The following is a 25190-nucleotide window of genomic DNA, read 5'->3' as shown; positions in this document are numbered from 1 at the left end:
GCTGCGCGCAACCGGCATCAGCCCCGGAAACGAAGAAGCCGCCTCGCGGCGGCTTCCGGGTTACAGGATGACCTTGTCGCGCAGCTTCTCGGCGGCCTGGTTGAGGGCCTGGATGACCTTTTCCTTGTCGTAGTTCTGGATGCCGTTGGTATCCAGGTACATGGAAAAGCCCGGCAGCTCGTGTTCGACGTAGCTGGACTTGGCGCCCAGGTCGCGGCGGAAGTCCACCACCTGGTAGATCTGCACCGGACGGCTGAAACCCTTGACCGCGATCTGGCCCTTGTCGCGGCACATGATCACGTCCTTGACCAGCGAGTAGGCCTCGTGGGAGATCAGGATCTCGCCGGCCTCGGCCGCGCTTTCCAGGCGGCTGGCCAGGTTCACTTCGCGGCCGATGATGGTGTAGTCCATGCGCGTGTCGGCGCCGAAGTTGCCCACCGTGCAGTAGCCGGTGTTCAGGCCCATGCGGATTTCCAGCGGCTTGGTGATGCCCTGGGCGCGCCACTGCTGGCGCAGCACCTTCATGTGCTTGCGCATGGCGATGGCCATGGACACGGCGTTCACCGCATCCTTCTTGGCGCCCTGGGTGGCCGGGTCGCCGAAGAACACCATGACGCTGTCGCCGACGAACTTGTCGATGGTGCCGCCGTACTTCAGGGCGATCTTCGACATCTCGTTGAGGTAGGTGTTGAGCAGATCGGTCAGGGCCTCGGCTTCCAGCTCCTCGGACAGCTCGGTGAAGCCCTTGATGTCGGAGAAGAACACGGTGAGCTTCTTGCGCTGGGTTTCCAGGCGCACGTGCTTCTTGCCGCTGAAGATCATTTCCCAGACCTGCGGCGACAGGTACTTGGCCAGGTTGCGCGCCAGGCGGGCGGCCTTTTCCTGTTCCTTCTTGATCTCGCTGCGGACCTGGGTCAGGTGGCGGCTCTGCTGGTGGACGAAATAGGCGGTGATGCAGATGTACAGGGTGGTCAGCAGGATGCTGACCAGGGCCACCAGGATCGGCGTGCTGGCATTGACCTGCGGCTGAGCCAGGGCGGTGGTTAGTGCCATGCTGCCGGCGGCCACCAGCAGGGCCAGGCCCATGTGGCGCAGGCCGCCGGAGATCAGGGTGCTGAAGCTCAGGGTGAGCAGGAACATCAGCGTCGGCACCACCGAGAAGCCCATCAGCACGGCGGCCATGCCGGCATGCACGGCGTCGATGAACAGCAGCACCAGGTGGGTCTTTTCCGGGTAGTCGCGCTTGAAGCGGTTGCCCAGGTGGTGGGCCAGGTGCGGGTAGAGCAGGGCGTAGGGCACCATCCACAGGATGTCGTAGCCGAAATGCTGGGAGTAGGTGCCGGCGGCGAGGCTGGCCGCCGTCGCGATATAGGCCAGCACGCGGGAGTAGTACTCGCGCAGCACGGGGGTGGAGTGGACCCGCGAAGGGTCCTGGGCGACAGACTTAATCAAATGCGAATGATCCCTGCTGGTTTTCTGGCGCTTCTGGCGAGCGCCTGGGTGGTCTGCAAGACCTGAGCCAAGGCTATGGCAAGGCGGGATCATAACCATGTGCGGGGCCGGCGGCCAAGCATGACCGCCGAATGGTGGGCCAGGCGTGCGCCCACGCCGTTGCCCGGACGGGGGGAAGTCGACCGGCAGCTGGCGGCTGGTCCGCGTGCTTGAGCGGACCAGCGCTGGACTCAGAACCTGTTTCGGATCTTTTGAGCTAGAGCCAAGCAAGGCGCAACGACCAGCGGGAGTAACAGCCGCAGGCTGGCCCGAAGGGTGAGCGCCAGCGAATCAATTGGGCGAGGACGCGGAGTTTACGAGGTGTAAATGAGCAGTACTCGTTTCACTCGCCCTTCGGGTCGCGCTAAAGCGCGCTAGCCGCAAGCGGCTTGCTGAGCCCAATTGATCAGCCTGCGGCTGTTACTGAGTTGCAACGCAGCATGGCCGACGATCAAGAGATCCGAGGCAGGTTCTCAGAAGCGGATGCGCCCGGTGAAAGCGTCCTTGAGCATGACCCAGTCGCCCATGAAGCTGTACAGCGGGTACTTGAAGGTGGCCGGGCGGTTCTTCTCGAAGACGAAGTGGCCGACCCAGGCGAAGCCGTAGCCGGCCACGGGCAGGGCCAGCAGCCACAGCCACTGCTGGCTGGCCAGGGCATAGCCGAGGATGCCGAGCACCAGCAGGCTGCCCACGTAGTGCAGGCGGCGACAGACATCGTTGCTGTGCTCCTGCAGGTAATAGGGGTAGAACTCGGCAAAGCTGTGGAAGCGTTCGGTGGTTGCGGCGCGCATGGCGTACCTCCTGTCATTGTCGGCTGGCAGTGTAGGGCGACTGTCTCCGGCGGCCAGTGACATACAGTGCCAGTTTAGTATCCTCATGGCGCCATTTCGTGCCGACCAACCTAATAAGAACAATCGATGAGCGAACGTACCACTTCATCCAGCTGGGCATCCGGCATCGTCGCGGCTCTGGAGCTGGGCGGGGTCGATTGCCGCAGCCTGTTTGCCCGTCTCGGCCTTGACTATGCGGCGCTCGCCGATGCCGACGCACGCTTCCCCCAGGACGCCATGACCCGCCTGTGGCACCTGGCGGTGGAAGCCTCAGGCAATCCGGCCATCGGCCTGAACATGGCCAGGGTGGTGCGCCCGTCATCCTTCCATGTGGTGGGCTACGCGCTGATGTCCAGCCGCAACCTGCTGGAAGGCTTCGCGCGCCTGGTGCGCTACCAGCGCATCATCGCCGAGGGCTCCGATCTCGGTTTCCAGCCGACGGCCGACGGCTACCAGCTGACCCTGGTGATCCATGGCGATCGCCTGCCCTCGGCCCGGCAGAGCGCCGAAGCCTCGCTGGCCTACTCCCTGGCCTTCTGCCGCTGGCTCACCGGCAAGCCGCTGACGCCGCGGCTGGTCAGCTTCCAGGGGCCGCCGCCGGTGGACCTGCAGCCCTACAGGGAGGTGTTCCAGGGGCCGCTACGGTTCAATGCCGAGCACTATGCCCTGCTGTTCGAGCGGGCCGACCTGGATGCGCCGCTGCCCACCGCCAACGAGGCGCTGGCGCAGCTGCACGACCGTTTCGCCGGGGAATACCTGGCGCGCTTCTCGGACAGCCGGGTGACCCACCAGGTGCGCCAGGTGCTCTGCCGCCTGCTGCCCCAGGGCGAGCCCAAGCGCGAGGCGGTGGCCCAGGCCCTGCTGCTGTCCGAGCGCACCTTGCAGCGGCGCCTGCAGGACGAGGGCAGCACCTACCAGCAACTGCTGGACGACACCCGCCGCGAGCTGGCCGGGCAATACCTGGCCCAGCCTAACCTGACCCTGCTGGAGATCGCCTATCTGCTGGGTTTCGCCGACCCGAGCAATTTCTTCCGCGCCTTCCGCCGCTGGTTCGACAGCACCCCGGGCGAGTACCGCGCCGGCCTGTAGCCGAGCCTCAGTGGCGCCAGAAGGCCGGCAGCAACAGCACCAGCACGGTGAGGATTTCCAGGCGGCCGAGCAGCATGCCGATGGTCAGCAGCCACTTGGCGCTGTCCGGCAGGCTGGAGAAGTTGCCGGCCGGGCCGATGATCGGGCCCATGCCGGGGCCGACGCCGGCCACCGTGCTGGCCGCGCCGGACAGCGCGGTGATCCAGTCCAGCCCGCACAGGGTCAGGGCCAGGGCCAGGGTGGCGATGGTGATGGTGAAGAAGAACGAGAAGGTCAGGATCGAGCGGACGATGTCCTCGTCCAGGCGGTGACGGTTGTACTGCTGCTTGATCACCGCCCGCGGGTGCACCAGCTGCTGCAGGTTGGCCTTGAGCAGGATGTAGGCGACCTGGAAGCGGAAGATCTTCAGCCCGCCGGCGGTGGAGCCGGAGCAGCCGCCGACGAAGCCCAGGTAGAAGAACAGCATGGTGGCGAACGGGCCCCACAGGCTGTAGTCGCCGAGGGCGAAGCCGGTGGTGGTCATCACCGAGGTGATGTTCACCGCGACATGGCGCAGGGCCTCCAGCCAGTGCAGCTGGTTGGTCGCCCAGTACCAGGTGGCGAGCACCAGCCAGCTGCTCAGCAGGATGAACAGGAAACCGCGGACCTGGGCGTCGCGCAGCAGCGCCTGGTAGTTGCCGCGCAGGGTCGACACGTAGAGCACGAAGGGCAGGCTGCCGAGAATCATCACCACCACCGCCACCCAGTGCACCGCCGGCTCCTGCCACTTGGCCAGGGACGCGTCGGAGGTGGAGAAGCCGCCGGTGGCGATCGCCGACATGGCGTGGTTGATGGCGTCGAACGGGTTCATCCCGGCCAGCCAGAAGGCCAGGGTGGCCAGGGCGCTGAGGCCGACATAGGCCAGCACCATGTACTTGGCGACCATGTGCGAGCGCGGCATGACCTTGTCCGAGCGGTCCGAGGATTCGGTCTGGAACAGGCGCATGCCGCCGATGCGCAGCATCGGCAGGATGGCCACGGCCATGGCGATGAAACCGATGCCGCCCAGCCAGTGCAGCAGCGAACGCCAGATCAGCACGCCCGGCGACATGCCGTCCAGGCCGCTGAAGATGGTGGCGCCAGTGGCGGTGACGCCGGACATGCTCTCGAAGTAGGCATCGGTAAAGCTGACGTGCTGGGTGAACAGGAACGGCACGGCGGCGAAGATCGACACCAGGATCCAGCTCGACACCGTCAGCATGTACATGTCGCGCGGGCGCAGCTGGCTGTTCTGCGGGCGGCCCTGGGCAACCATGGCGATCCCGGCGATGAAGGTGATCAGGCTCGACCAGAGAAAGGCGTTGATGCCCTGCGGCTGTTCGTAGACCAGCAGGGTGCCCACCGGCACCAGCATGCTGATGGCCAGGGTGATCAGGAAGATGCCGTTGATGAAGGCGAGGACACGCAGGGAGGGCAGGGTCATGGGGTGCTATGGCGCCGGGTCGATGGGCTGAGTCTAGGTGCGCGGCGGGCATTGGCCGAGGCGCTGTTGATCAATGTTTCCAGAATGCCTTGGTGAACAGCACCAGCACGGTGAGGATTTCCAGGCGGCCGAGCAGCATGCCGATGGTCAGCAGCCACTTGGCGCTGTCCGGCAGGGTCGAGAAGTTGCCGACCGGACCGATGATCGGTCCCAGGCCCGGGCCGACGTTGCACACCGCGGTGGCTGCGCCGGTCAGCGAGGTGACCCAGTCCAGGCCGGTGAGGGTCAGGCCGAGGGCGATCACGCCGATGGTGATGGCGAAGAAGAAGGAGAAGGTGATCAGCGAACGGACGATGTCTTCGTCCAGGTTGTGGTTGTTGTACTGCTGCTTGATCACCGCCCGCGGGTGCACCAGTTGCTGCAGGTTGGCCTTGAGCAGCACGTAGGCGACCTGGAAACGGAAGATCTTCAGGCCGCCGGAGGTGGAGCCCGAGCAGCCGCCGATGAAGGTCAGGTAGAAGAACAGCAGCACCGAGAAGCTGCCCCACAGGGTGTAGTCGCCGAGGGCCACACCGGTGGTGGTGACCACCGAGGTGACGTTGACGGCGACGATGCGCACGGCATCCAGCCAGGCGTGCTCGGAATTGGCCCACAGCCAGGTGCCGAACACCAGCCAGGTCAGCAGCAGGAAACCGATGAAGCCGCGCACCTGATGGTCGCGCAGCAGTGCCTTGCGATGGCCGCGCAGGGTGGCCACGTACAGGGTGAAGGGCAGGCCGCCGAGGATCATGAACAGCACGGCGACCCAGTGCACCGCCGGTTGCTGCCAGTTGGCCAGGGATGAGTCGGAGGTGGAGAAACCGCCGGTGGAGATCATCGACATCGAGTGGTTGATCGCCTCGAACGGCGTCATGCCGGCGGCCCAGAAGGCCAGGAAGCCGAGCCCGGTGAGGGCCACATAGACCAGCAGGATGTACTTGGCGGCCATGTGCGAGCGCGGCATGACCTTCTCGCCCCAGTCCGAGGACTCGGTCTGGAACAGGCGCATGCCGCCGACCCGCAGCAGCGGCAGGATCGCTACCGCCATGCCGATGAAGCCGATGCCGCCCAGCCAGTGCAGCATCGAGCGCCAGATCAGGATGCCCGGCGACATCGTGTCCAGCCCGACCAGGATGGTGGAGCCGGTGGTGGTGATGCCGGACATGGTTTCGAAGAACGAGTCGGTGTAGCTGATGTGGGCGATGATCACCATCGGCAGGGCGGCGAAGCAGCACACCACCACCCAACTGGCGGTGGTCAGCAGGTACATGTCGCGCGGGCGCAGCTGCATGTGTTGCGGTCGGCCGGGAATGACCAGGGCCAGGCCGGCGACGAAGGTGATCAGGCTCGACCAGAGAAAGGCGTTGAGGTCGTCGCTGCGCTCGAAGGCGAGCAGGGTGAGCATGGGGATGATCATGCTGGCCGCCAGGGTGATCAGGAAGATCCCCAGGATGAAGCCGATGATGCGCAGGGTCGAGAAGGCCATGAGGCACTCGAATGACTGGAAAGGCCGGCATTCTACCTGTCCGCTCAGCCACCTAGAAGCGCTGCTTTTTGCCAAAAAGCACAGCTGCGGCACTAGAATGCCAGCCTCGATTCCGGAGGATATGGCCGATGCAAGCCCTCGATCTGTTGCTCAACCGCGTGTCTGTAGGCCGCCTGCTCGATCCCGCGCCGGATGCCGCGCAGCGCGAGGTGCTGTTTCGCGCCGCCCTGCGCGCGCCCGACCATGGCCAGTTGCGCCCCTGGCGCTTCCTGACGGTGGAGGGCGAGGCTCGTGTGCAACTGGGCGAGCTGTTCGCCAGCGCGCTGCTGGCCGGCAACCCCGAGGCCAAGCCGGAGGCCCTGGACAAGGCGCGCGGCATGCCGCTGCGCGCGCCGCTGCTGGTGGTGGCGATCGCCCGGCTGAGCGAGCACCCCAAGGTGCCGCAACAGGAACAGCTGCTCTCGGCCGCTTGCGCGGCGCACGGCCTGTTGCTGGCGGCGCAGGCGCAGGGCTTCGGCGCAGTCTGGCGCACCGGCGAGCTGGCCAGCGATGCCCATGTGCTGGCCGGGCTGGGCCTGGCGGCCAACGAGCGCATCGTCGGGTTCGTCTACCTGGGCAGCTTCGAGGGGGCGCGGCGCACGCCGGCGCCGCTGGCCGTCGCCGACTTCGTCGGCAGCTGGCCGAGCTGAAGGGTTGCGCAGGCCTGGCGGTCGCCGCTCGCTGAGCGGCGCCGGCTAGGCCGCAGGCCCGGGTTTCACTGCGAGCTGCCGCTCAGCGGCAGCTCCAGGCTGGCGACGAAGCCGCCGTCCGGGTGGTTGGCCAGCAGCAGGCGGCCGCCATGCCGTTCGGCGCTGCGCCGGGCGATGGCCAGGCCCAAGCCGTGGCCCGCGGCGCTCTGCCCGGGGGCGCGGAAGAACGGCTCGCCGAGCTTCTCCAGCAGCTCCTCCGGCACCCCCGGGCCATGGTCGCGCAGGCTGATCAGCAGGTGCTGGGCGTGCCGCGTCACGCTGATCTCGATCGGCTGGCCGGGCGGGTTGAAGCGCAGGGCATTGCGCAGCAGGTTGTCGAGGGCGCGGGCGAGCATGTCCGGCCAGCCCTGGAACGTCAGCCCGGGATCATCCAGCTGCACCCGCAGCTGTTGCGCGGGGGCGCTCAGGCGCGCGTCGTCCTGCAGGTCGTCGAGCAGCTTGCCCAGCGCGATCGGTTGCGCGCTGCCGGGTTCGGCATCCAGGCGGGCGAGGGCGAGGATTTCGCTGATCAGGCCTTCCAGGCGGTCGCACTCCTGGGCCAGGCGTGGCCACAGCTTGTCGCGTTCCGCCGGCTCGGCGCGTTCGGCCAGGGCCAGGGCGATGCGCAGGCGCGCCAGCGGCGAGCGCAGCTCGTGGGACACGTCGCGCAGCAGCTGGCGCTGGCTGCCGATCAGGCCCTGCAGGCGCGCGCCCATGCGGTTGAAGTCGCGCGCCAGCACGCCGAACTCGTCGCGGCGATCGGCCAGGCGCGCCAGGCTGTGCTGCTGGTAGGTGGTCTGGCCGAGGTCATGCACGGCGCCGCGCAGGCGCCCGAGCGGGCGGGTGATGGACAGGGTCAGCAGCAGGCTCAGCGCGGTCAGCACGACCAGGGCGATGCCCAGGGCGCTGAGTGGCCAGAGCAGGCTGTCGCGGTGCCACTCGGCCAGCTCCGGGTGGGGGATGCGGTAGATGAACAGGTAGGTCTTGCCACTGTCCGGGTTGGTGTATTCGTCGGTCAGGCGGCGCCAGGGCAGGCGCTTCTCGTTGCGCTGGCGGGCTTCGAAGGCGGCGGCGCGCGGCGGGAAGGTGCCATAGACCAGAGCCTGGCCGTCCTCGTCGAGCACCTGGGTGTCGACATGGAAGCGCCGCTTGCGCCGTTCCAGGAAGTCCTGGGCGGCCTGCGCGCCCTGCTGCTCGTAACGCTGGCTCCAGCGCTCGGGCAGGTTGCGCAGCGCCGGGTGGTTGCTGAGGATCCAGGCATCCTGGTTCAGGGCGTGCCCCAGCAGCAGGGAGAGCCCGGCAACCAGGGCGATGGCCAGCCAGAAGCTGGCAAAGATGCGCCAGAACAGTGAACGCACGGGGACTCCTCAATCGGCAAAACCCGCCAGCAGTACCTGCCTGGCGGGTGGGGTGAGATGGGCCGGGTTATTCGGCCTTGCTGGCCTTCTCGGCCTTCCAGGCCTCGAATTCCTCGCGCTCGGCGCGGCGCTTGTCCATTTCCGCCTTGTGCGCGTCGAAGGTCTTCTGCTGCTCCGGGGTGAGAATGGCGCGGATGGCCTTGTCATGCTCCAGGCGCGCGGTCTCGATTTCCTTCTGCATGGCCTGCTGGTCGGCTGCCGGCAGCTTGTCCAGGTACTTCTGGGTGATGGCGCGCGGGTTGTCCTTGCGCTCGCGCATCAGCTTGCCCATCTGCTCGCGCTGTTCGGCGCTGAGTTCGAGGTCCTTGAACATCCGCATGCCGGGGCCGCGCTGCTCACCGTGCATTGACGGGTGGCAGGGGCCTTGCTCGTGCGGGCCGCCATCGGGCATGGCCATGGCCACGGCGGGCAGGGTGGCGGCGATCAGCAGGGCGATCAGGGTCTTGCGCATGGTGTGTCTCCTTGTCTGGATGCCGGTGGGTTACCGGATGGGCTCAGTTTAGGGAGGGCAAGGTCAGGCGCGGTCAGCCGAGGGTAAAGCCTGGGTAAAGAGCGCTGGCGCGGGTCAGGCGCTGTAGTAGTAGCCGCGGCTGCGCAGGGCGACGATGCGCGGGCGGCCGTCGGCATGGGCGCCGAGCTTCTTGCGCAGGTTGCTGACGTGCATGTCCAGGCTGCGGTCGTACAGGGTCAGTTTGCGGCCGAGGGCCAGCTGGGCCAGGGTCTGCTTGTCCACCGGCTCGCCGGGGTGTTGCAGCAGGGCTTCCAGCACGCGGCTTTCCGAGAGGGTCAGGCTGATTTCCTGCTCGCCGATGCTGGCCACGCCGCGTACCTGGCTGTAGCTCAGGTCGCCCAGTTCCAGGCGCGCAGTGCCGGCTACCGGCGCACTGCGGCGCAGCACGGCGCGCAGGCGGGCGGTCAGCTCGCGCGGGTCGCAGGGTTTGGCCAGGTAATCGTCGGCGCCCAGTTCCAGGCCGAGGATGCGGTCCAGCGGCTCGCCGCGGGCGGAAAGCATCAGCACCGGCAGTTCCGGGTACTCGCTGCGCAGTTGCTTGAGCAGCTCCAGGCCGCTGCCGTCGGGCAGCATGACGTCGAGGATGACGGCGGCCGGCGTGTGCTGCGCCAGGGCGGCACGGGCGCTGATGCCGTCATGGCTGGCGCGCACCAGAAAACCCTCCTGCTGCAGCCAGCTGGCCAGCAGTTCGCAGAGTTCCTGGTCGTCGTCGATCAGCAGCAGTTCGCTCATGGTTGCGCTCAGACCCACTGGCTCTGGCGTTTGTTCCGTCGCCCGCCACTCAGGCGCCCGACGACAAAGGCCAGCAGGGCGGTGCCGGCGCCGACGGCGAACCACATCTGCTGTTCGCTGAGCAGCTTTTCCGGCTGCCGGGCCAGGCTTTCCTTGAGCTTCAGCTTGAGCCGCTGATTTTCCTGGCGCAGGCGGCCGAGCAGGGCGCTTTCACGTTCGGCCTCGGCCTCGGCGCTGTCCTCGTCGGTGCTGTCGACGGTTGCCGGCGGCATTGCGCTCGGCGCGGGGCTGGGTGCCGGCGCGGCCAGCGTGCCGGGCGCCGTTGTCGCCGGCAGCACCAGTTCTTCGGCGGCCAGCCAGGGAGCAAAGGCCAGGGCGATGAGCAGCAATGACAGCGGACCTGTGCGCATGTGGAACTCCAGTTTCCCGTTTGTTCTTATGGTTTTTGTGGCAGGGGGCGAATCAGGGCAGTACCAGCTTGAACGGTTTGACCAGCACGCTGGCATACACGCCGGCGGCCCGGTAAGGGTCGGCGTCGGCCCAGTTCTGCGCGGCGCTCAGGGATTCGAACTCGGCGACGATTAGGCTGCCGCTGAAGCCGGCCGGGCCCGGGTCGTTGCTGTCCACCGCCGGGTGTGGGCCGGCCAGGACCAGGCGGCCTTCGCTCTTCAGCTGTTCCAGGCGGGCCAGGTGCGCCGGGCGGGCGGCCAGGCGCTGTTCGAGGGAGTTGGCTACATCGCTGGCGATAATGGCGTAGAGCATGTCAGTCCTTGCTTTGCTGGGGGGCGTCGTCGTGCATGTGGCGCGCCAGGTAGACGCCCTGGCCGACCAGGAACAGCACGGTCATGCCCAGGCTGCCGAACACTTTGAAGTCGACCCAGATGTCGTGGAAGGTGAAGGCGACGAACAGGTTGGCGCAGCCGCTGAAGAGGAAGAAGGCGATCCAGGCCAGGTTCAGGCGCGTCCAGATCGGCTGCGGCAGGTTCACCGCGTGGCCCAGCATGCGCTGGATCAGCAGCTTGTTGCCGATGAAGTGGCTGGCGGCGAAACCGGCGGCGAACAGCCAGTTGACCACCGGCGCCTTCCACTTGAGAAAGGTTTCGCTGTGGAAGGCCAGGGTCATGCCGCCGAACAGCAGGCAGGCGACCAGGGTCAGCCACTGGCCTTTCTCCAGCTTGCGCTGCACCAGCAGCAGGGTGCCGTAGACCAGCACCGAACTGGCGATCAGCACCGCGGTGGCGCTGAAGATGCCGCCCAGCTCGACGCTGTGGCCGGCCAGGTCGATGGTGCGTGGGTCGAGCTTGTAGACGATGAAGAACAGGATAAGCGGGATGAAATCGATGAATTGTTTCACGGCGGCAGCCAGAAGCGGGATGTGCCGGCATAATAACAAACATCATTCCCAGCGAAAGCGGCCCCATGAAAGTTGATCTGCACTGCCACAGCACCGCCTCGGACGGCGTTCTCGCGCCCGCTGTGGTGGTCGCGCGGGCCCATGAGCGGGGCGTGCAGATGCTGGCGCTGACCGACCACGACACCCTGGAAGGCCTCGCCGAGGCGCGCCGGGCCGCCACCGAGCTGGGCCTGCAGCTGATCAACGGCATCGAACTGTCCTGTACCTGGGGGGGCGCTACTATTCATGTATTGGGCTACGCCTTCGCCGCCGATGCCCCGGCTTTGCAGCAGGCCATTGGCGAACTGCATCAGGGCCGCTGGCTGCGTGCCGAGGAAATTGCCCGGCGCCTGGCCGCCAAGGGCATGCCCGGTGCGCTGGAGGGGGCCCGCGCGGTGCAGCAGGCCCTGGGCGACAGCGGCAATGCACCGGCGCGGCCGCATTTCGCCGAGTTCCTGGTCCGCGCCGGGCATGTGCGCGACCATGCCGAGGCGTTCCGCAAGTGGCTGGGGTCGGGCAAGCTGGGCGATGTGAAACAGCATTGGCCGACCCTGGAGCAGACGGTCGGCACCCTGCGCGAGGCGCGCGCCTGGATCAGCCTGGCGCACCCCTGGCAGTACGATTTCACCCGTAGCAAGCGGCGCCGCCTGGTGGCCGACTTCATCGCCGCCGGTGGCCACGCGCTGGAAGTGGTCAATGGCCTGCAGCCGGCTGAGCAGGTTGGCGGCCTGGCCATTCTGGCGCGAGAATTCGGCATGCTGGCCAGTGTCGGCAGCGATTTCCATGCACCGGGCGACTGGTCGGAGCTGGGCATGTACCGTCCGTTGCCCGAAGACCTGCCACCCTTGTGGGAGCGTTTCAGTGATGTCCACCGCCCAACTTCTACTGCCCCCTGAACAGGGAGAGGTCATGAGTCAGTTCTTCCAGGTCCACCCGGAAAACCCGCAGGCGCGCCTGATCAAGCAGGCGGTGGAGATCGTCCGGGCGGGCGGGGTGATCGTCTACCCCACCGATTCCTCCTATGCCATCGGCTGCCTGATCGGCGACAAGGGCGCGGTCGAGCGCATCCGCCGCCTGCGCCAGCTGGACGACAAGCACAACTTCACCCTGGTGTGCAGCGACCTGTCGCAGATCGGCCTGTTCGCCAAGGTCGATACCGCCGCCTTCCGCGTGCTCAAGGCGCATACCCCGGGGCCCTATACCTTCATCCTCAACGCTACCCGCGAAGTGCCGCGCATGCTCCTGCATCCCAAGCGCCGCACCATCGGCCTGCGCGTGCCCGGGCACCCGATCGCCCAGGCGCTGGCCGAGCAGCTGGGCGAGCCGCTGATGAGCGTCAGCCTGATCCTGCCCGGCGAGGGGTTGCCGATGAGCGATCCCTACGAGATGCGCCAGATCCTCGAACACCATGTCGACCTGATCATCGACGGCGGTTACGGCGGCCTGGAGGCGTCCACCGTGGTCAACCTGGCCGACGGCGAGCCGCAGGTGCTGCGTGTCGGCTGCGGCGATCCGACGCCCTTCGCCAGCGAAGCCTGAGGCGCGCTGGTGCCTGGCCTCGGGCCGTCCACGCGCGATGGCGCCGGTTCACAGGGCTATCGCGACCAGGATGGCGACCAATAGAATGATCACCACATCCATGCCGCTCAGCGCGCCGCCGGCTGGCAGCGCGTCGATGCGCTGGGCCAGGCTGGCCACTTCCTCGGCGGTCAGGGCATCCACCCGGGTTTTGGCCAGGGCGGCCGGCACGTCCATGGCCTGCAATTTGTCCTGCACGGTGGCGCGATCGAGAAACGCCTGAACCTTGGCGCGGTCGGTCTGTATGGATTGTTCGGCCACCGCGTCTTGCGTGGTGATCATTCCAGCTTCCAGCGGCAAGGCCACGAGGGCGGCCAGGCAGGCGAGCAGCAGGGCGAAAGCGAAGGGGAGGGAAAGGGTCTTCATGGCGTGCTCCCTGGTTGAGGTTCGCCTGGCGAACCGTTCAAGGCGGGTCGAGAGAGCGGCCCTGGCAGTTTCTCCAGTCGGGTAGAATGCCGCGGCGCTCACTCGTTCTGTTTGGACCCGCCGGCCGAGCCGCCGGTTCCGCCAGCCGTGGCTGGCGTGCGCGCCGCCGGTTTTTCAGCGATCAAGAGAGTGCCATGCAGACGACCCCGCCCGCCGATCCCGCCAGCCAGTCCGGAGCCCAGCAGGAGCTGCCGTTCGCCCTGGTCTACGGCCAGGCCGTCACCGAGCTGCCGCTGGACCTGTACATCCCGCCGGATGCCCTGGAGGTGTTCCTCGAGGCCTTCGAAGGCCCGCTCGACCTGCTGCTGTACCTGATCCGCAAGCAGAACATCGACATCCTCGACATCCCGGTGGCGGAAATCACCAAGCAGTACATGGGCTATGTCGAGCTGATGAAGTCGGTGCGCCTGGAGCTGGCCGCCGAATACCTGGTGATGGCCGCCATGCTCGCCGAGATCAAGTCGCGCATGCTCCTGCCGCGTTCGGCCGAGGCCGAGGCGGAAGAGGACGACCCGCGCGCCGAGCTGATCCGCCGCCTGCAGGAATACGAGCGCTACAAGGCCGCCGCGGAAGACCTGGACAGCCTGCCGCGGGTCGGCCGCGACCTCAGCGTGCCGCGCCTGGACGCCCCCGAGGCCCGCGCGCGCAAGCTGCTGCCGGAGGTCAGCCTGGAAGAGCTGCTGCTGTCCATGGCCGAAGTACTGCGCCGCGCCGACATGTTCGAGAGCCACCAGGTGACCCGTGAGGTGCTGTCCACCCGCGAGCGCATGAGCGAGGTGCTGGAGCGCCTCAAGGGCGGCGCCTTCGTGCCGTTCGTCGAACTGTTCAGCGCTGGCGAAGGGCGCCTGGGTGTCGTCGTCACCTTTATGGCGGTGCTGGAATTGATCAAGGAATCCCTGGTGGAGCTGGTGCAAAATGAAGCCTTTGCGCCGATCCATGTGCGTGCCCGAGCCGAATGATGAACCTCAACGATCCGAAAGAGCTGGCCTCCCTGCTGGAAGCCTTCCTCCTGGCCTCCGGCAAGCCGCAGTCGCTGGAGCGTATCAGCGAACTGTTCGATGAGGCCGAGCGCCCCGAACTGGCCACCATCCGCAATGCCCTGAGCCTGCTGGCCAAGTCGTGCAAGGGCCGCGCGTTCGAACTCAAGGAGGTGGCCTCCGGCTACCGCCTGCAGGTGCGCGAGCAGTTCGCCCCCTGGGTCGGCCGGCTGTGGGAGGAGCGCCCGCAGCGCTACTCGCGGGCCATGCTGGAAACCCTGGCGCTGATCGCCTACCGCCAGCCGATCACCCGCGGCGAGATCGAGGATATCCGCGGCGTGGCGGTCAACAGCCAGATAGTCAAGACCCTGATGGAGCGCGAGTGGATCCGCGTGGTCGGTTACCGCGACGTGCCGGGCAAGCCGGCGATGTTCGCCACCACCCGGCTGTTCCTCGATCATTTCAACCTGAAGAACCTCGACGAACTGCCGACCCTGGCCGCCCTGCGCGAGCTGGAGCCCGAGCCGGTGCTGGAGCTGGACGACGAGCTGCCGGTGCCGGCCGAGCTGCAGGCGCGCGCCGACGCCGCCGCGGGTGAGGAGGCGGGCGAGCCGCGCGACGAAACCAGCTTCCGCAGTCTGCTGGCCGAGCTGGACTCCATGGAACAGGGGCTGAAGACCGACTTCGACGACCTGCCGGAGCCCGAAGACGAGGCCGAGGCCATGGGCGATCTGGACGGGCCGGACCGGCAGCATTGAAAGGTCGCAGCGCGCGCATCGAGCTCTTCAAAGCGGCGCAAATCCCGCTAGGCGGTCTATAGTCTGCCGTGCGCCGCGGCGCTGATCCGCGTATGATGCGCGACCTTTTGTCGCCAGCTCCCCGGGCTTGGCGGCGCTCTCAGCATTAATTACACCGGGAGGTGCCGAGCATGAGTGAATTCGAAACCGATAGTGAAGTCAGTCGTCCCAGCGGCGAGAAGCTGCAGAAAGTCCTGGCCCGCATGGGGCAAGGCTCGCGCCGCGATATCGAGCAGTGGATCAGCCAGGGCCGGGTCAAGGTCAACGGGGTGATCGCCACCCTCGGCGCGCGGGTCGACCTGCATGACGCCATCAGCGTCGACGGCCACCTGCTCAAGCGCGAAGAGATGGCCGAAAGCGTGCGCCGCGTGCTGATCTACAACAAGCCCGATGGCGAGATCTGCACCCGCGACGACCCGGAAGGCCGTCCCACCGTGTTCGACCGCCTGCCGCGGCCGAAAGAAGGCCGCTGGATCAATATCGGCCGCCTCGACATCAACACCACCGGCCTGCTGCTGTTCACCACCGACGGTGAGCTGGCCAACCGCCTGATGCATCCTTCCTACGAGATGGACCGCGAGTACGCGGTGCGGGTGCGTGGCGAAGTCACCGACGAGATGATCGAGCAGCTGAAGGCCGGCGTGATGCTGGAAGACGGCCCGGCCAAGTTCACCGACATCCAGGAAGCGCCGCGCGGCGATGGCTTCAACCACTGGTACCACTGCGTGGTGATGGAAGGCCGCAACCGCGAGGTGCGCCGCCTGTGGGAATCCCAGGGGCTGGTGGTCAGCCGCCTGAAGCGCGTGCGCTTCGGCCCGGTGTTCATGACCTCCGACCTGCCCATGGGTCGCTGGCGCGAGCTGAGCCAGCGCGAAGTGGACATCCTCAGCGAGGAGGTCGGCCTGGCCTCGGTGGCCATGCCGGCCATGAAGGAGAAGATGCGCGACAAGCTCGATCGCCTGCAGCGCAAGTCGGCGCGTCCGCTGGGCAAGGGTGAGCGGCCCAAGCGCACCCTGCGTCCGGCGCTCGACCTGGCTGGCGGCGAGGCACCCCGTCCGGCGCGTGCCCCGCGTGGCGATGCCGAGCGCGCCCCGCGTGCGCCGCGCAAGGATGGCGAGCAGCGTGCGCCGCGTGGCCCGCGCAAGGACAGCGGCGAGCGTCAGGCTGGGCGTGGTTCGGCAGTGGCCGAGCGTCCGGCCGACGTGAACAAGAAGCGCACGCCGCGCCCGGCCAATGAGTCCGGCGAACGTCCGGCGCGCAAGCCGCGTCCGAGTGGCGATGGGCAACGTCCGGGTTTCGGCCGCAAGCGCTGAATCCAGGCAAATAAAAAAGGGGCTCCGCGGAGCCCCTTTTTGTTGTGCAGCGTCAGCCGGCCATGGACAGGCGGTTGCGCCCCTCGCGCTTGGACACATACAGCGCATTGTCGGCGCGGCGTTGCAGGCTGTCGCCCGACTCGCCGGGCAGCAGGGTGGCGCAGCCGATGCTCACGGTCAGATCGATGGCGTGGCCGTCGACCAGGTATTGCAGGCCCAGCACCGCCATGCGCAGGCGCTCGCCAACCATGGCGGCGGACTCGCGGCTGGTGTTGGACAGCAGCACCATGAACTCCTCGCCGCCGTAGCGGAACACCATGTCGATGTTGCGCAGGCTGTGTTTCAGGGCGCCGGCCACGGCCTTGAGCACTTCGTCGCCGGTGATGTGGCCGTATTGGTCGTTGATCCGCTTGAAGTGATCGATATCCAGCATCAGTGCCGACAGCGGCTGCAGGCTGCGTCGGGCCAGGTCGATCTCGCGTTGCAGGGACTGGTTCATGGCGATGCGGTTGCCGGTGTCGGTCAGCGGATCGCGCAGGGCGGTCTGCAGGGCGGCGCGGTAGAGCAGGGCGTTGCGCAGCGGGAACAGCAGGCTGGCCAGCAGCGATTCCAGCTGACCCAGTTCGTCTTCGCTGAAGCGCTGGTTGCGGCGGAACACCAGCTCGCCGAGGTATTCGCCCTCGTGGCTCAGGCGGTAGCCGGCCGAGTGGCTGGCTCGCTCGCCCAGTTCCAGGCGCAGGTCGCAGGCGGCCAGCTGGTAGCTCAGCGCATGCAGGGGCACCAGGCGCTGCACTTCGCGGAAGAACAGCTTGAGGATGCGATCGACCTCCAGCGAGGTCTGCAGCTGCAGGCCCAGTTGCTGGCGCAGCTGGGCCAGGCTGACCGGCTTCAGCGGCTGCTGGTTGCGGCTGGCATAGCCGAGGCGCTGCAGCTTGGCGGCATCGAAATCGATGGTGTTGGACTGATTATGCGGGACCATGGAACTCAACCTCTGGCGCTGGGCGCTTTGCTGAGGGAGATAGAGCGAATTCCATGCCAATGTAATAAAAGTCTTTTATTTCATTGGTTTAGGTTGTTTTTGCGAGGCCTTGCGGCAAGGGCTTGCCGGTAGTTTGGCGGGGATGGTGGCAATGTGATGCCGTTCACGGAAAGCGGCCGCCGGAAAACCGGCGGCCGTGGCGCGTGCTTACTGGGCGTCGAAGGCCTGGCCGTTGACGCCCTTGCTGTCCGGGCCCATCAGGTACAGGTAGACCGGCATGATGGCTTGCGGCTCCGGGTTGTTCGCCGGGTTCTCGCCCGGGTAGGCCAGGGCGCGCATGCTGGTGCGGGTGGCGCCGGGGTTGACGCTGTTGGCGCGCACGTTGCTGATGCCATCGACTTCGTCGGCCAGGGTCTGCATCAGGCCTTCGGTGGCGAACTTGGAGACGCCATAGGCGCCCCAGTAGGCGCGGCCCTTGCGCCCGACGCTGCTGGAGGTGAACACCACCGAGGCGTCATCCGACAGCTTGAGCAGCGGCAGCAGGGTGCTGGTGAGCATGAACATGGCGTTGACGTTGATCTGCATGACGCGCATGAAGTTGTCGCCGGACAGCTGCTCCAGCGGCGTGCGCGGGCCGATGATGGCGGCGTTGTGCAGCAGGCCGTCGATCTTGCCGAATTCGCTTTCCAGCATGGCGGCCAGTTCGTCGTACTGATGCGGCAGCGCGGTTTCCAGGTTGAACGGGATCACCGCCGGTTGCGGGTGGCCGGCGGCTTCGATCTCGTCGTACACCGCGGTCAGGTTGGCTTCGGTCTTGCCCAGCAGCAGCACGGTGGCGCCGTGGGCGGCGAAGGCCTTGGCGGCGGCGGCGCCGATGCCGCGGCCGGCGCCGGTAACCAGGATCACCCGGCCTTGCAGCAGGTCGGGGCGGGCTTGGTAGTCAAACATGCGGATGTCTCTCTCAATGGGTGTGGCTGAGGCCCGTGATGTGGGCGTTCAGCAACTGCACAGGGCGCGGTCGAGCACGCCGCGCAGTTCCAGGGGATGCTCCACTACCACGTCGGCGCCCCAGTGGCTGGGATTGTCGTCCGGGTGGATGTAGCCGTAGGTGACCGCGGCGGTCTTGCAGCCGGCAGCGCGGCCGGCTTCTATGTCGCGCTCGTCGTCGCCGACGAACAGCACTTCGCCGGGTTGTACGCCGATCTTCTGGCAGGCCAGCAGGAGCATTTCCGGGTCGGGCTTGCTGCGGCTGACGTGGTCCGGGCAGACCAGCACGGCCGAGCGTTCGGCCAGGCCCAGCTGCTGCATGATCGGCTCGGCGAAGCGCGCCGGCTTGTTGGTCGCCACGCCCCAGATCAGCCTGGCCTGCTCGATGTCGGCGAGCAGCTCGGCCATGCCCTCGAACGGCTGGCTGAACACGGCGCAGTGCTGCTGGTAGCGCTCGAGGAACTCCAGGCGCAGGGCCTCGAAGCCGTCGGCCGCGCTGTCCATGGCGAAGGTAGCGGCGACCATGGCACGCGCGCCGCCGGACACTTGGTCGCGGATCAGCTTGTCGTCGATGGCCGCCAGGCCGCGCTCCAGGCGCATGGCCTGGCACACGGCGATGAAGTCCGGGGCGGTGTCCAGCAGCGTCCCGTCCATGTCGAAGAGTACGGCTCGCAAACGCATGCGCCTCACTCCTCGCGCAGGGTCTGGATCATGTAGTTGACGTCCACGTCCGCGGCCAGCTTGTAGTGCTTGGTCAGCGGGTTGTAGGTCAGGCCGATGATGTCCTTGACGGTCAGGCCGGCGGTGCGGCTCCAGGCGCCCAGCTCGGACGGGCGGATGAATTTCTTGAAGTCGTGGGTGCCGCGCGGCAGCAGGCGCATCAGGTATTCGGCGCCGACGATGGCGAACAGGTAGGCCTTGGGGTTGCGGTTGATGGTGGAGAAGAACACCTGGCCGCCGGGCTTGACCATGCGGAAGCAGGCGCGGATCACCGAGGACGGGTCCGGTACGTGTTCGAGCATCTCCAGGCAGGTGACCACGTCGAACTGCTCGGGCAGTTCCTCGGCCAGGGCTTCGGCGGTGATCTGCCGGTACTCGACGCTGACCCCGGATTCCAGCTGGTGCAGCTGGGCCACGGCCAGAGGCGCCTCGCCCATGTCGATGCCGGTCACCGTGGCGCCGCGCTGGGCCATGGCTTCGCTAAGGATGCCGCCGCCGCAGCCGACGTCGAGCACCTTCTTGCCGGCCAGGCCGACGCGTTCGTCGATCCAGTTGACCCGCAGCGGGTTGATGTCGTGCAGCGGCTTGAACTCGCTCTCGCGGTCCCACCAGCGGTGGGCGAGGGCTTCGAATTTGGCGATTTCGGCGTGGTCGACGTTGCTCATGGGGCTTTCCTTCAAATCGAATGCTGGTCGGCAATGCGCGCGCCCCAGGCGCGGGCATTGGCGATGATGCGCTCTTCGTCCAGGCGCGTCAGGCGACCCTGGTCGAGCAGTTGTTTGCCGCCGACCCACAGGTGGCGCACGCAGCTGCGGCCGCCGGCGTAGATCAGCTGGGAGACCGGGTCGTAGACCGGCTGCTGGGCCAGACCGGCGAGGTCGAAGGCGACCAGATCGGCCTGCTTGCCCAGCTCCAGGGAGCCGGTCTGCTCGTCCAGGCCGAGGGCACGGGCGCCGTTGAGGGTGGCCATGCGCAGGGCGCTGTGGGCGTTCAGGGCGGTGGCGCTGCCGGCCACGGCCTTGGCCAGCAGGGCGGCGGTGCGGGTTTCGCCGAGCAGGTCCAGGTCGTTGTTGCTGGCCGCGCCGTCGGTGCCGATGGCCACGTTGACGCCGGCCTGCCAGAGCTTCTCCACCGGGCAGAAGCCGCTGGCCAGCTTGAGGTTGGACTCCGGGCAATGGATCACGCTGCTGTTGCTTTCTACCAGCAGGGCGATGTCCTCGTCGCTGATCTGGGTCATGTGCACGGCCTGGAAGCGCGGGCCGAGCAGGCCGAGGCTCGCCAGCCGCTGCAGCGGGCGCATGCCGTGCAGCTCCAGGCTCTGCTGCACCTCGAAGGCGGTCTCGTGCACGTGCATGTGGATCCCGGCGTCCAGTTCCTCGGCCAGCATGCGCACGTTTTCCAGCTTGTCGTCGCTGACCGAGTAGGGCGCGTGCGGGCCGAAGGCGATCTTGATCCGCGGGTGCAGCTTGAGTTCGTCGAACAGCTTGAGGCCCTTGCGCAGGGCTTCGTCGGCGTCGCGGGCGCCGGGGGTGGGGAAGTCCAGCACGGGAATGGTCATCTGCGCGCGGATGCCGCTCTTGTGCACCAGTTCGCTGGCCACTTCCGGGAAGAAGTACATGTCGGAGAAGCAGCTGATGCCGCCCTTGAGCTGCTCGGCGATGGCCAGTTCGGTGCCGTCGCGGACGAACTCCTCGTCGACCCACTTGGCTTCGGCCGGCCAGATATGGTCCTGCAGCCAGCTCATCAGCGGCAGGTCGTCGGCCAGGCCGCGGAACAGGGTCATCGCCGCATGGCCGTGGGCGTTGATCAGGCCGGGGCTGAGCAGCTGGTCCGGCAGCTCGCGCACTTCCCTGGCCGGGTGCTTGAGCGCCTCGGCGCGCGGTGCGATCAGGGCGATGCGGCCGTCGCGAATGCCCAGCCCGTATTCGCGCAGCACCACCCCGGCAGGCTCGACCGGCACCAGCCAGGTGGGCAGGAGCAGCAGGTCGAGCGGTGCGCGCTGGTCGGGCATGGCGAGATATCCGAGGTAAATAAAAAGTGGCGGCAGTATAACTGAGCCATAGCGGCGGCCGCTCGCTATAATCCGCGGCTTTTCGTTTCGGCAAGTGGGGTGGGCCATGCGCGAGCAATTGCTGGCGGCGGAGAAGGTAAAGGCCATTGAGTGGCGAGATGGCAGGCTGCATTTGCTCGATCAGCGCCTGCTGCCGCGCGAGGAAGTCTGGCTGGCTTACGACACGGCGGCCGGGGTGGCCGAGGCCATTCGCCAGATGGTGGTGCGCGGCGCGCCGGCCATCGGCATCGCGGCGGCCTACGGCCTGGTGCTGGGCGCCCGCGAACGCCTGGCCGAGGGCGATGCCTACTGGCAGGTGGCGCTGGAAGACGACTTCACCGTGCTGGCCGAGTCGCGGCCGACTGCGGTCAACCTGTTCTGGGCCCTGGAGCGCATGCGCGAGCGCCTGCAGCGGCTGAAGCCGGGCGAGGTGCCCCTGGCGGCGCTGGAGGCCGAGGCCATCGGCATCCATGACAGCGACCGCGAGGCCAACCTGACCATGGCCCAGTACGGCATGGAGTACATCCGCAAGCACCAGGGCAGCCCGCAGAACATCCTCACCCACTGCAACACCGGGGCCCTGGCCACCGGCGGCTTCGGCACCGCGCTGGGGGTGATTCGCGCGGCGTACCTGGATGGCCTGATCGAGCGGGTGTATGCCGACGAGACCCGGCCCTGGCTGCAGGGTTCGCGCCTGACCGCCTGGGAGCTGGCGGGCGAGGGCGTACCGGTCACCCTGAACGTGGATTCGGCGGCGGCGCACCTGATGAAGGATCGCGGCATCACCTGGGTCATAGTCGGCGCCGACCGCATCACCGCCAATGGCGATGTGGCCAACAAGATCGGCACCTACCAGCTGGCCGTCTGCGCCATGCACCACGGCGTGCGCTTCATGGTGGTGGCGCCCAGTTCGACCATCGACATGGGGCTGGAAGACGGCGACGACATTCCCATCGAGGAGCGCGACGGCCGCGAGCTGCTGGATGTCGGGGGGCAGCGGATTGCCGCCGACGTGGAGGCCTACAACCCGGTGTTCGATGTCACCCCGGCCGACCTGATCGATGTGATCGTCACCGAGAAAGGCATAGTCGAGCGGCCGGACGCGGCGAAAATGGCGCAACTGATGTGCCGCAAGCGCCTGCACTGAGTCGTGCCGAGCCGCTGGCCGGCCTGCCCGGTGGGGTAGGTCTGCAGCGGCGATTGTGGTAACCTCCGGCAGTTTTCCGGACGCCCTGCACAAGGTCGTTCATTAGCGCGAATTGTTGGCTTAACTCGTTGATTTGTCGTGAGTCGCTGCTGGGCAAGAGCGACAACGGCGGACTCCGGTCACGCCCGGGAAGGGTGCGACGGGGTTTCACCAGAAAAAGGAACCAGGCTTCTCATGGGCGAACTGGCCAAAGAAATCCTCCCGGTCAATATCGAAGACGAGCTGAAACAGTCCTACCTCGACTACGCGATGAGCGTGATCGTCGGCCGCGCCCTGCCGGATGCGCGCGACGGTCTGAAGCCCGTGCACCGTCGCGTGCTGTTCGCGATGAGCGAGCTGGGTAACGACTGGAACAAGGCGTACAAGAAATCTGCCCGTGTGGTCGGTGACGTCATCGGTAAGTACCACCCGCACGGCGACACGGCGGTGTACGACACCATCGTGCGCATGGCCCAGCCGTTCTCGCTGCGCTACATGCTGGTCGACGGCCAGGGCAACTTCGGTTCGGTGGACGGCGACAATGCCGCGGCCATGCGCTACACCGAGGTGCGCATGGCCAAGCTGGCCCATGAGCTGCTGGCCGACCTGGACAAGGAAACCGTCGACTGGGTGCCCAACTATGACGGCACCGAGCAGATCCCGGCGGTCATGCCGACCAAGATCCCCAACCTGCTGGTCAACGGTTCCAGCGGTATCGCCGTGGGCATGGCGACCAACATCCCGCCGCACAACCTGTCCGAAGTGATCGACGGTTGCCTGGCGCTGATGGACAACGGCGAGCTCACCGTCGATGAACTGATGCAGTACATCCCCGGCCCGGACTTCCCCACCGCGGGCATCATCAACGGTCGCGCCGGCATCATCGAGGCCTACCGCACCGGCCGTGGCCGCATCTATATGCGTGCCCGTGCCGAGATCGAGGACATCGACAAGGTCGGTGGCCGCCAGCAGATCGTCGTCACCGAGCTGCCATACCAGCTGAACAAGGCACGGCTGATCGAGAAGATCGCCGAGCTGGTCAAGGAGAAGAAGCTCGAAGGCATCACCGAACTGCGCGACGAGTCCGACAAGGACGGCATGCGCGTGGTCATCGAGCTGCGCCGTGGCGAAGTGCCGGAGGTGATCCTCAACAACCTCTACGCCCAGACGCAGATGCAGAGCGTGTTCGGCATCAACGTGGTGGCCCTGGTCGACGGCCAGCCGCGCACGATGAACCTCAAGGACATGCTCGAGGTGTTCATCCGTCACCGCCGCGAAGTGGTGACCCGGCGGACCGTCTACGAGCTGCGCAAGGCCCGTGAGCGTGGCCACATCCTCGAAGGCCAGGCGGTTGCCCTGTCCAACATCGACCCGGTGATCGAGCTGATCAAGACCTCGCCGACCCCGGCCGACGCCAAGGAGCGCCTGATCGCCGCCGCCTGGGAATCCAGCGCCGTGGAGGCCATGGTCGAGCGCGCCGGCGCCGATTCCTGCCGCCCGAACGATCTCGATCCGCAATACGGTCTGCGCGAAGGCAAGTACTACCTGTCGCCCGAGCAGGCCCAGGCCATCCTCGAACTGCGCCTGCACCGCCTGACCGGCCTGGAGCATGAGAAGCTGCTGGCCGAGTACCAGGAGATCCTCACCCAGATCGGCGAGCTGATCCGCATCCTGACCAGTGCCACGCGCCTGATGGAAGTGATCCGCGAGGAGCTGGAGAAGGTCAAGGCCGAGTTCGGCGACGCCCGTCGCACCGAGATCATGGCCTCGCAGACCGATCTGACCATCGCCGACCTGATTACCGAAGAAGAGCGCGTGGTGACCATCTCCCACGGCGGCTACGCCAAGTCCCAGCCGCTGGCCGCCTACCAGGCCCAGCGTCGCGGCGGCAAGGGCAAGTCGGCCACCGGGGTGAAGGACGAGGACTACATCGAACACCTGCTGGTCGCCAACAGCCACGCCACCCTGCTGCTGTTCTCCAGCAAGGGCAAGGTCTACTGGCTGCGTACCTTCGAGATTCCGGAGGCCTCGCGTACCGCGCGTGGCCGTCCGCTGGTCAACCTGCTGCCGCTGGACGAGGGCGAGCGCATCACCGCGATGCTCCAGGTCGACCTGGAAGCCGTGCGCCAGCAAGCGCCGGAAGGTGAAGACGGCGACGACGTGATCGAAGGCGTGCTGGTCGAGCAGGAAGAAATCAGCGAAGAAGTCGGCGACGACGAAGACGCCGATGACGACAGCGCCGACGAGCCGACCGGCACCTACGTGTTCATGGCCACCGCCTTCGGTACCGTGAAGAAGACTCCGCTGGTGCAGTTCAGCAAGCCGCGCAGCTCGGGCCTGATCGCCCTGCGCCTGGAAGAGGGCGACACCCTGATCGCCGCTGCCGTGACCGACGGCGCGCGGGAAGTGATGATGTTCTCCGATGGCGGCAAGGTCATCCGCTTCAAGGAAAGCAAGGTGCGCACCATGGGCCGTACCGCCCGCGGCGTGCGCGGCATGCGCCTGCCGGAAGGCCAGCGCATCATTTCCATGCTGATTCCGGAAGCCGGCGCGCAGATCCTCACCGCTTCGGCCCGTGGTTACGGCAAACGCACCGAGATGGCCGAGTTCCCGCGCCGTGGGCGTGGCGGCCAGGGCGTGATCGCCATGGTGATCAACGAGCGCAACGGCAACCTGATCGGTGCCATCCAGGTGCAGAATGGCGAGGAGATCATGATGATTTCCGACCAGGGCACCCTGGTGCGGACCCGCGTCGACGAACTGCGCTGCCTGGGTCGCAACACCCAGGGCGTGATCCTGATCAAGCTGGCCGCCGACGAGACCCTGGTCGGCCTGGAGCGGGTGCAGGAGCCGTCCGGCGTGGATGACGACGAGAGCGAAGGTGGGGAGCTGAACGGCGAAGTGCTCGCCGAAGGCGCCGCTGCCGAGCAAGATGATGTGGACGCGGCCGACCTGGGCGACGACGCCTCGGTAGATGCCCCAAGCGACGAAGAGTGAG

The 25190-nt window shown here is 67.0% G+C and carries 25 protein-coding genes; 9 read left to right on the top strand and 16 right to left on the bottom strand.

Annotation, left to right across the window (positions count from 1 at the left end):
* Positions 1-60: 60 nt before the first annotated feature.
* Both F3I62_RS19355 and F3I62_RS19350 read right to left on the bottom strand, forming a co-directional pair.
* The gene (locus F3I62_RS19355) at positions 61-1452 is read right to left on the bottom strand and encodes an adenylate/guanylate cyclase domain-containing protein (RefSeq protein WP_256667831.1); all 1392 of its coding nucleotides are present in this window, start codon (positions 1450-1452) and stop codon (positions 61-63) included.
* Positions 1453-1964: 512 nt separating this feature from the next.
* Positions 1965-2282, bottom strand: a complete 318-nt coding sequence (locus F3I62_RS19350) for an Mpo1-like protein (RefSeq protein ID WP_160081517.1) — start codon at positions 2280-2282, stop codon at positions 1965-1967.
* Between the two features lie 126 nt (positions 2283-2408).
* Here F3I62_RS19350 and F3I62_RS19345 point away from each other — a divergent pair, with 126 nt between their 5' ends.
* The gene (locus F3I62_RS19345; protein WP_160491278.1) at positions 2409-3410 is read left to right on the top strand and encodes an AraC family transcriptional regulator; all 1002 of its coding nucleotides are present in this window, start codon (positions 2409-2411) and stop codon (positions 3408-3410) included.
* A 7-nt stretch (positions 3411-3417) separates the two neighbouring features.
* Here F3I62_RS19345 and F3I62_RS19340 read toward each other — a convergent pair whose 3' ends face one another.
* A complete protein-coding gene (locus F3I62_RS19340) occupies positions 3418-4872 on the bottom strand; it encodes a TrkH family potassium uptake protein (RefSeq protein ID WP_160491277.1) in 1455 nt (484 codons plus the stop codon).
* Positions 4873-4942: 70 nt separating this feature from the next.
* A complete protein-coding gene (locus tag F3I62_RS19335) occupies positions 4943-6397 on the bottom strand; it encodes a TrkH family potassium uptake protein (RefSeq protein WP_160491276.1) in 1455 nt (484 codons plus the stop codon).
* Positions 6398-6525: 128 nt separating this feature from the next.
* Here F3I62_RS19335 and F3I62_RS19330 point away from each other — a divergent pair, with 128 nt between their 5' ends.
* The gene (locus tag F3I62_RS19330; protein WP_160491275.1) at positions 6526-7086 is read left to right on the top strand and encodes a nitroreductase family protein; all 561 of its coding nucleotides are present in this window, start codon (positions 6526-6528) and stop codon (positions 7084-7086) included.
* A gap of 65 nt (positions 7087-7151) precedes the next feature.
* Here the strand turns inward: F3I62_RS19330 and F3I62_RS19325 are convergent, their stop codons facing one another.
* From F3I62_RS19325 to F3I62_RS19300, 6 genes are all read right to left on the bottom strand, one after another.
* Positions 7152-8483 (bottom strand): HAMP domain-containing sensor histidine kinase, encoded by a 1332-nt coding sequence (locus tag F3I62_RS19325; RefSeq protein ID WP_160491274.1) that lies wholly within the window; start codon positions 8481-8483, stop codon positions 7152-7154.
* A gap of 67 nt (positions 8484-8550) precedes the next feature.
* Entirely contained in the window at positions 8551-8994 is a 444-nt protein-coding gene (locus tag F3I62_RS19320; RefSeq protein WP_160491273.1) for a Spy/CpxP family protein refolding chaperone, read from the bottom strand.
* Positions 8995-9108: 114 nt separating this feature from the next.
* Entirely contained in the window at positions 9109-9786 is a 678-nt protein-coding gene (locus F3I62_RS19315) for a response regulator transcription factor (protein ID WP_160491272.1), read from the bottom strand.
* A gap of 8 nt (positions 9787-9794) precedes the next feature.
* Positions 9795-10196 (bottom strand): hypothetical protein, encoded by a 402-nt coding sequence (locus F3I62_RS19310; protein ID WP_160491271.1) that lies wholly within the window; start codon positions 10194-10196, stop codon positions 9795-9797.
* Positions 10197-10248: 52 nt separating this feature from the next.
* On the bottom strand, positions 10249-10548 hold the full coding sequence (locus F3I62_RS19305) for a YciI family protein (protein ID WP_160491270.1): 300 nt from the start codon (positions 10546-10548) through the stop codon (positions 10249-10251).
* Between the two features lies 1 nt (position 10549).
* On the bottom strand, positions 10550-11140 hold the full coding sequence (locus tag F3I62_RS19300) for a septation protein A (protein WP_160491269.1): 591 nt from the start codon (positions 11138-11140) through the stop codon (positions 10550-10552).
* 65 nt (positions 11141-11205) lie between these two features.
* Between F3I62_RS19300 and F3I62_RS19295 the strand changes: the two genes are divergently transcribed.
* Both F3I62_RS19295 and F3I62_RS19290 read left to right on the top strand, forming a co-directional pair.
* On the top strand, positions 11206-12075 hold the full coding sequence (locus tag F3I62_RS19295) for a PHP domain-containing protein (RefSeq protein ID WP_160491268.1): 870 nt from the start codon (positions 11206-11208) through the stop codon (positions 12073-12075).
* A 13-nt stretch (positions 12076-12088) separates the two neighbouring features.
* On the top strand, positions 12089-12718 hold the full coding sequence (locus tag F3I62_RS19290; RefSeq protein ID WP_160491267.1) for an L-threonylcarbamoyladenylate synthase: 630 nt from the start codon (positions 12089-12091) through the stop codon (positions 12716-12718).
* A gap of 48 nt (positions 12719-12766) precedes the next feature.
* Here F3I62_RS19290 and F3I62_RS19285 read toward each other — a convergent pair whose 3' ends face one another.
* Positions 12767-13123 carry a PA2779 family protein gene (locus F3I62_RS19285; RefSeq protein ID WP_160491266.1) on the bottom strand — a complete coding sequence of 119 codons (357 nt, stop codon included), beginning with the start codon at positions 13121-13123 and terminating at the stop codon, positions 12767-12769.
* 320 nt (positions 13124-13443) lie between these two features.
* On the opposite strand from F3I62_RS19285, the gene F3I62_RS19280 reads away from it, so the two are divergent.
* The 3 genes from F3I62_RS19280 to rluB all read left to right on the top strand — a co-directional run bounded on the left by F3I62_RS19280 (position 13444) and on the right by rluB (position 16270).
* The gene (locus F3I62_RS19280) at positions 13444-14142 is read left to right on the top strand and encodes a ScpA family protein (RefSeq protein WP_160491295.1); all 699 of its coding nucleotides are present in this window, start codon (positions 13444-13446) and stop codon (positions 14140-14142) included.
* Positions 14142-14918 (top strand): SMC-Scp complex subunit ScpB, encoded by a 777-nt coding sequence (scpB, locus tag F3I62_RS19275; protein ID WP_160491265.1) that lies wholly within the window; start codon positions 14142-14144, stop codon positions 14916-14918. The genes F3I62_RS19280 and scpB overlap by 1 nt, the downstream gene beginning before the upstream one ends.
* A 170-nt stretch (positions 14919-15088) precedes the next feature.
* Positions 15089-16270 carry a 23S rRNA pseudouridine(2605) synthase RluB gene (gene rluB / locus F3I62_RS19270; protein ID WP_160491264.1) on the top strand — a complete coding sequence of 394 codons (1182 nt, stop codon included), beginning with the start codon at positions 15089-15091 and terminating at the stop codon, positions 16268-16270.
* Between the two features lie 52 nt (positions 16271-16322).
* Here rluB and F3I62_RS19265 read toward each other — a convergent pair whose 3' ends face one another.
* The 5 genes from F3I62_RS19265 to F3I62_RS19245 all read right to left on the bottom strand — a co-directional run bounded on the left by F3I62_RS19265 (position 16323) and on the right by F3I62_RS19245 (position 20967).
* A complete protein-coding gene (locus F3I62_RS19265) occupies positions 16323-17249 on the bottom strand; it encodes a GGDEF domain-containing protein (protein WP_160491263.1) in 927 nt (308 codons plus the stop codon).
* 207 nt (positions 17250-17456) lie between these two features.
* The gene (locus F3I62_RS19260) at positions 17457-18197 is read right to left on the bottom strand and encodes a YciK family oxidoreductase (RefSeq protein WP_160491262.1); all 741 of its coding nucleotides are present in this window, start codon (positions 18195-18197) and stop codon (positions 17457-17459) included.
* A 48-nt stretch (positions 18198-18245) separates the two neighbouring features.
* Positions 18246-18917, bottom strand: a complete 672-nt coding sequence (gene mupP / locus F3I62_RS19255; protein ID WP_160491261.1) for an N-acetylmuramic acid 6-phosphate phosphatase MupP — start codon at positions 18915-18917, stop codon at positions 18246-18248.
* 5 nt (positions 18918-18922) lie between these two features.
* Positions 18923-19621, bottom strand: a complete 699-nt coding sequence (ubiG, locus tag F3I62_RS19250; protein ID WP_160491260.1) for a bifunctional 2-polyprenyl-6-hydroxyphenol methylase/3-demethylubiquinol 3-O-methyltransferase UbiG — start codon at positions 19619-19621, stop codon at positions 18923-18925.
* A gap of 11 nt (positions 19622-19632) precedes the next feature.
* Positions 19633-20967 (bottom strand): TRZ/ATZ family hydrolase, encoded by a 1335-nt coding sequence (locus F3I62_RS19245; RefSeq protein ID WP_160491259.1) that lies wholly within the window; start codon positions 20965-20967, stop codon positions 19633-19635.
* 106 nt (positions 20968-21073) lie between these two features.
* Between F3I62_RS19245 and mtnA the strand changes: the two genes are divergently transcribed.
* Positions 21074-22153, top strand: a complete 1080-nt coding sequence (gene mtnA / locus F3I62_RS19240) for an S-methyl-5-thioribose-1-phosphate isomerase (protein ID WP_160491258.1) — start codon at positions 21074-21076, stop codon at positions 22151-22153.
* Positions 22154-22387: 234 nt separating this feature from the next.
* Positions 22388-25189 carry a DNA gyrase subunit A gene (gene gyrA, locus F3I62_RS19235; protein ID WP_160491257.1) on the top strand — a complete coding sequence of 934 codons (2802 nt, stop codon included), beginning with the start codon at positions 22388-22390 and terminating at the stop codon, positions 25187-25189.
* The last annotated feature ends 1 nt before the right edge of the window (position 25190 follow it).

The organism is Pseudomonas sp. R-28-1W-6, from assembly GCF_009799925.1.
Taxonomy (GTDB): Bacteria; Pseudomonadota; Gammaproteobacteria; order Pseudomonadales; family Pseudomonadaceae; genus Aquipseudomonas.
Note: the sequence above shows the minus strand (reverse complement) of the source record. Positions and strands in the feature narration are given on the sequence as shown.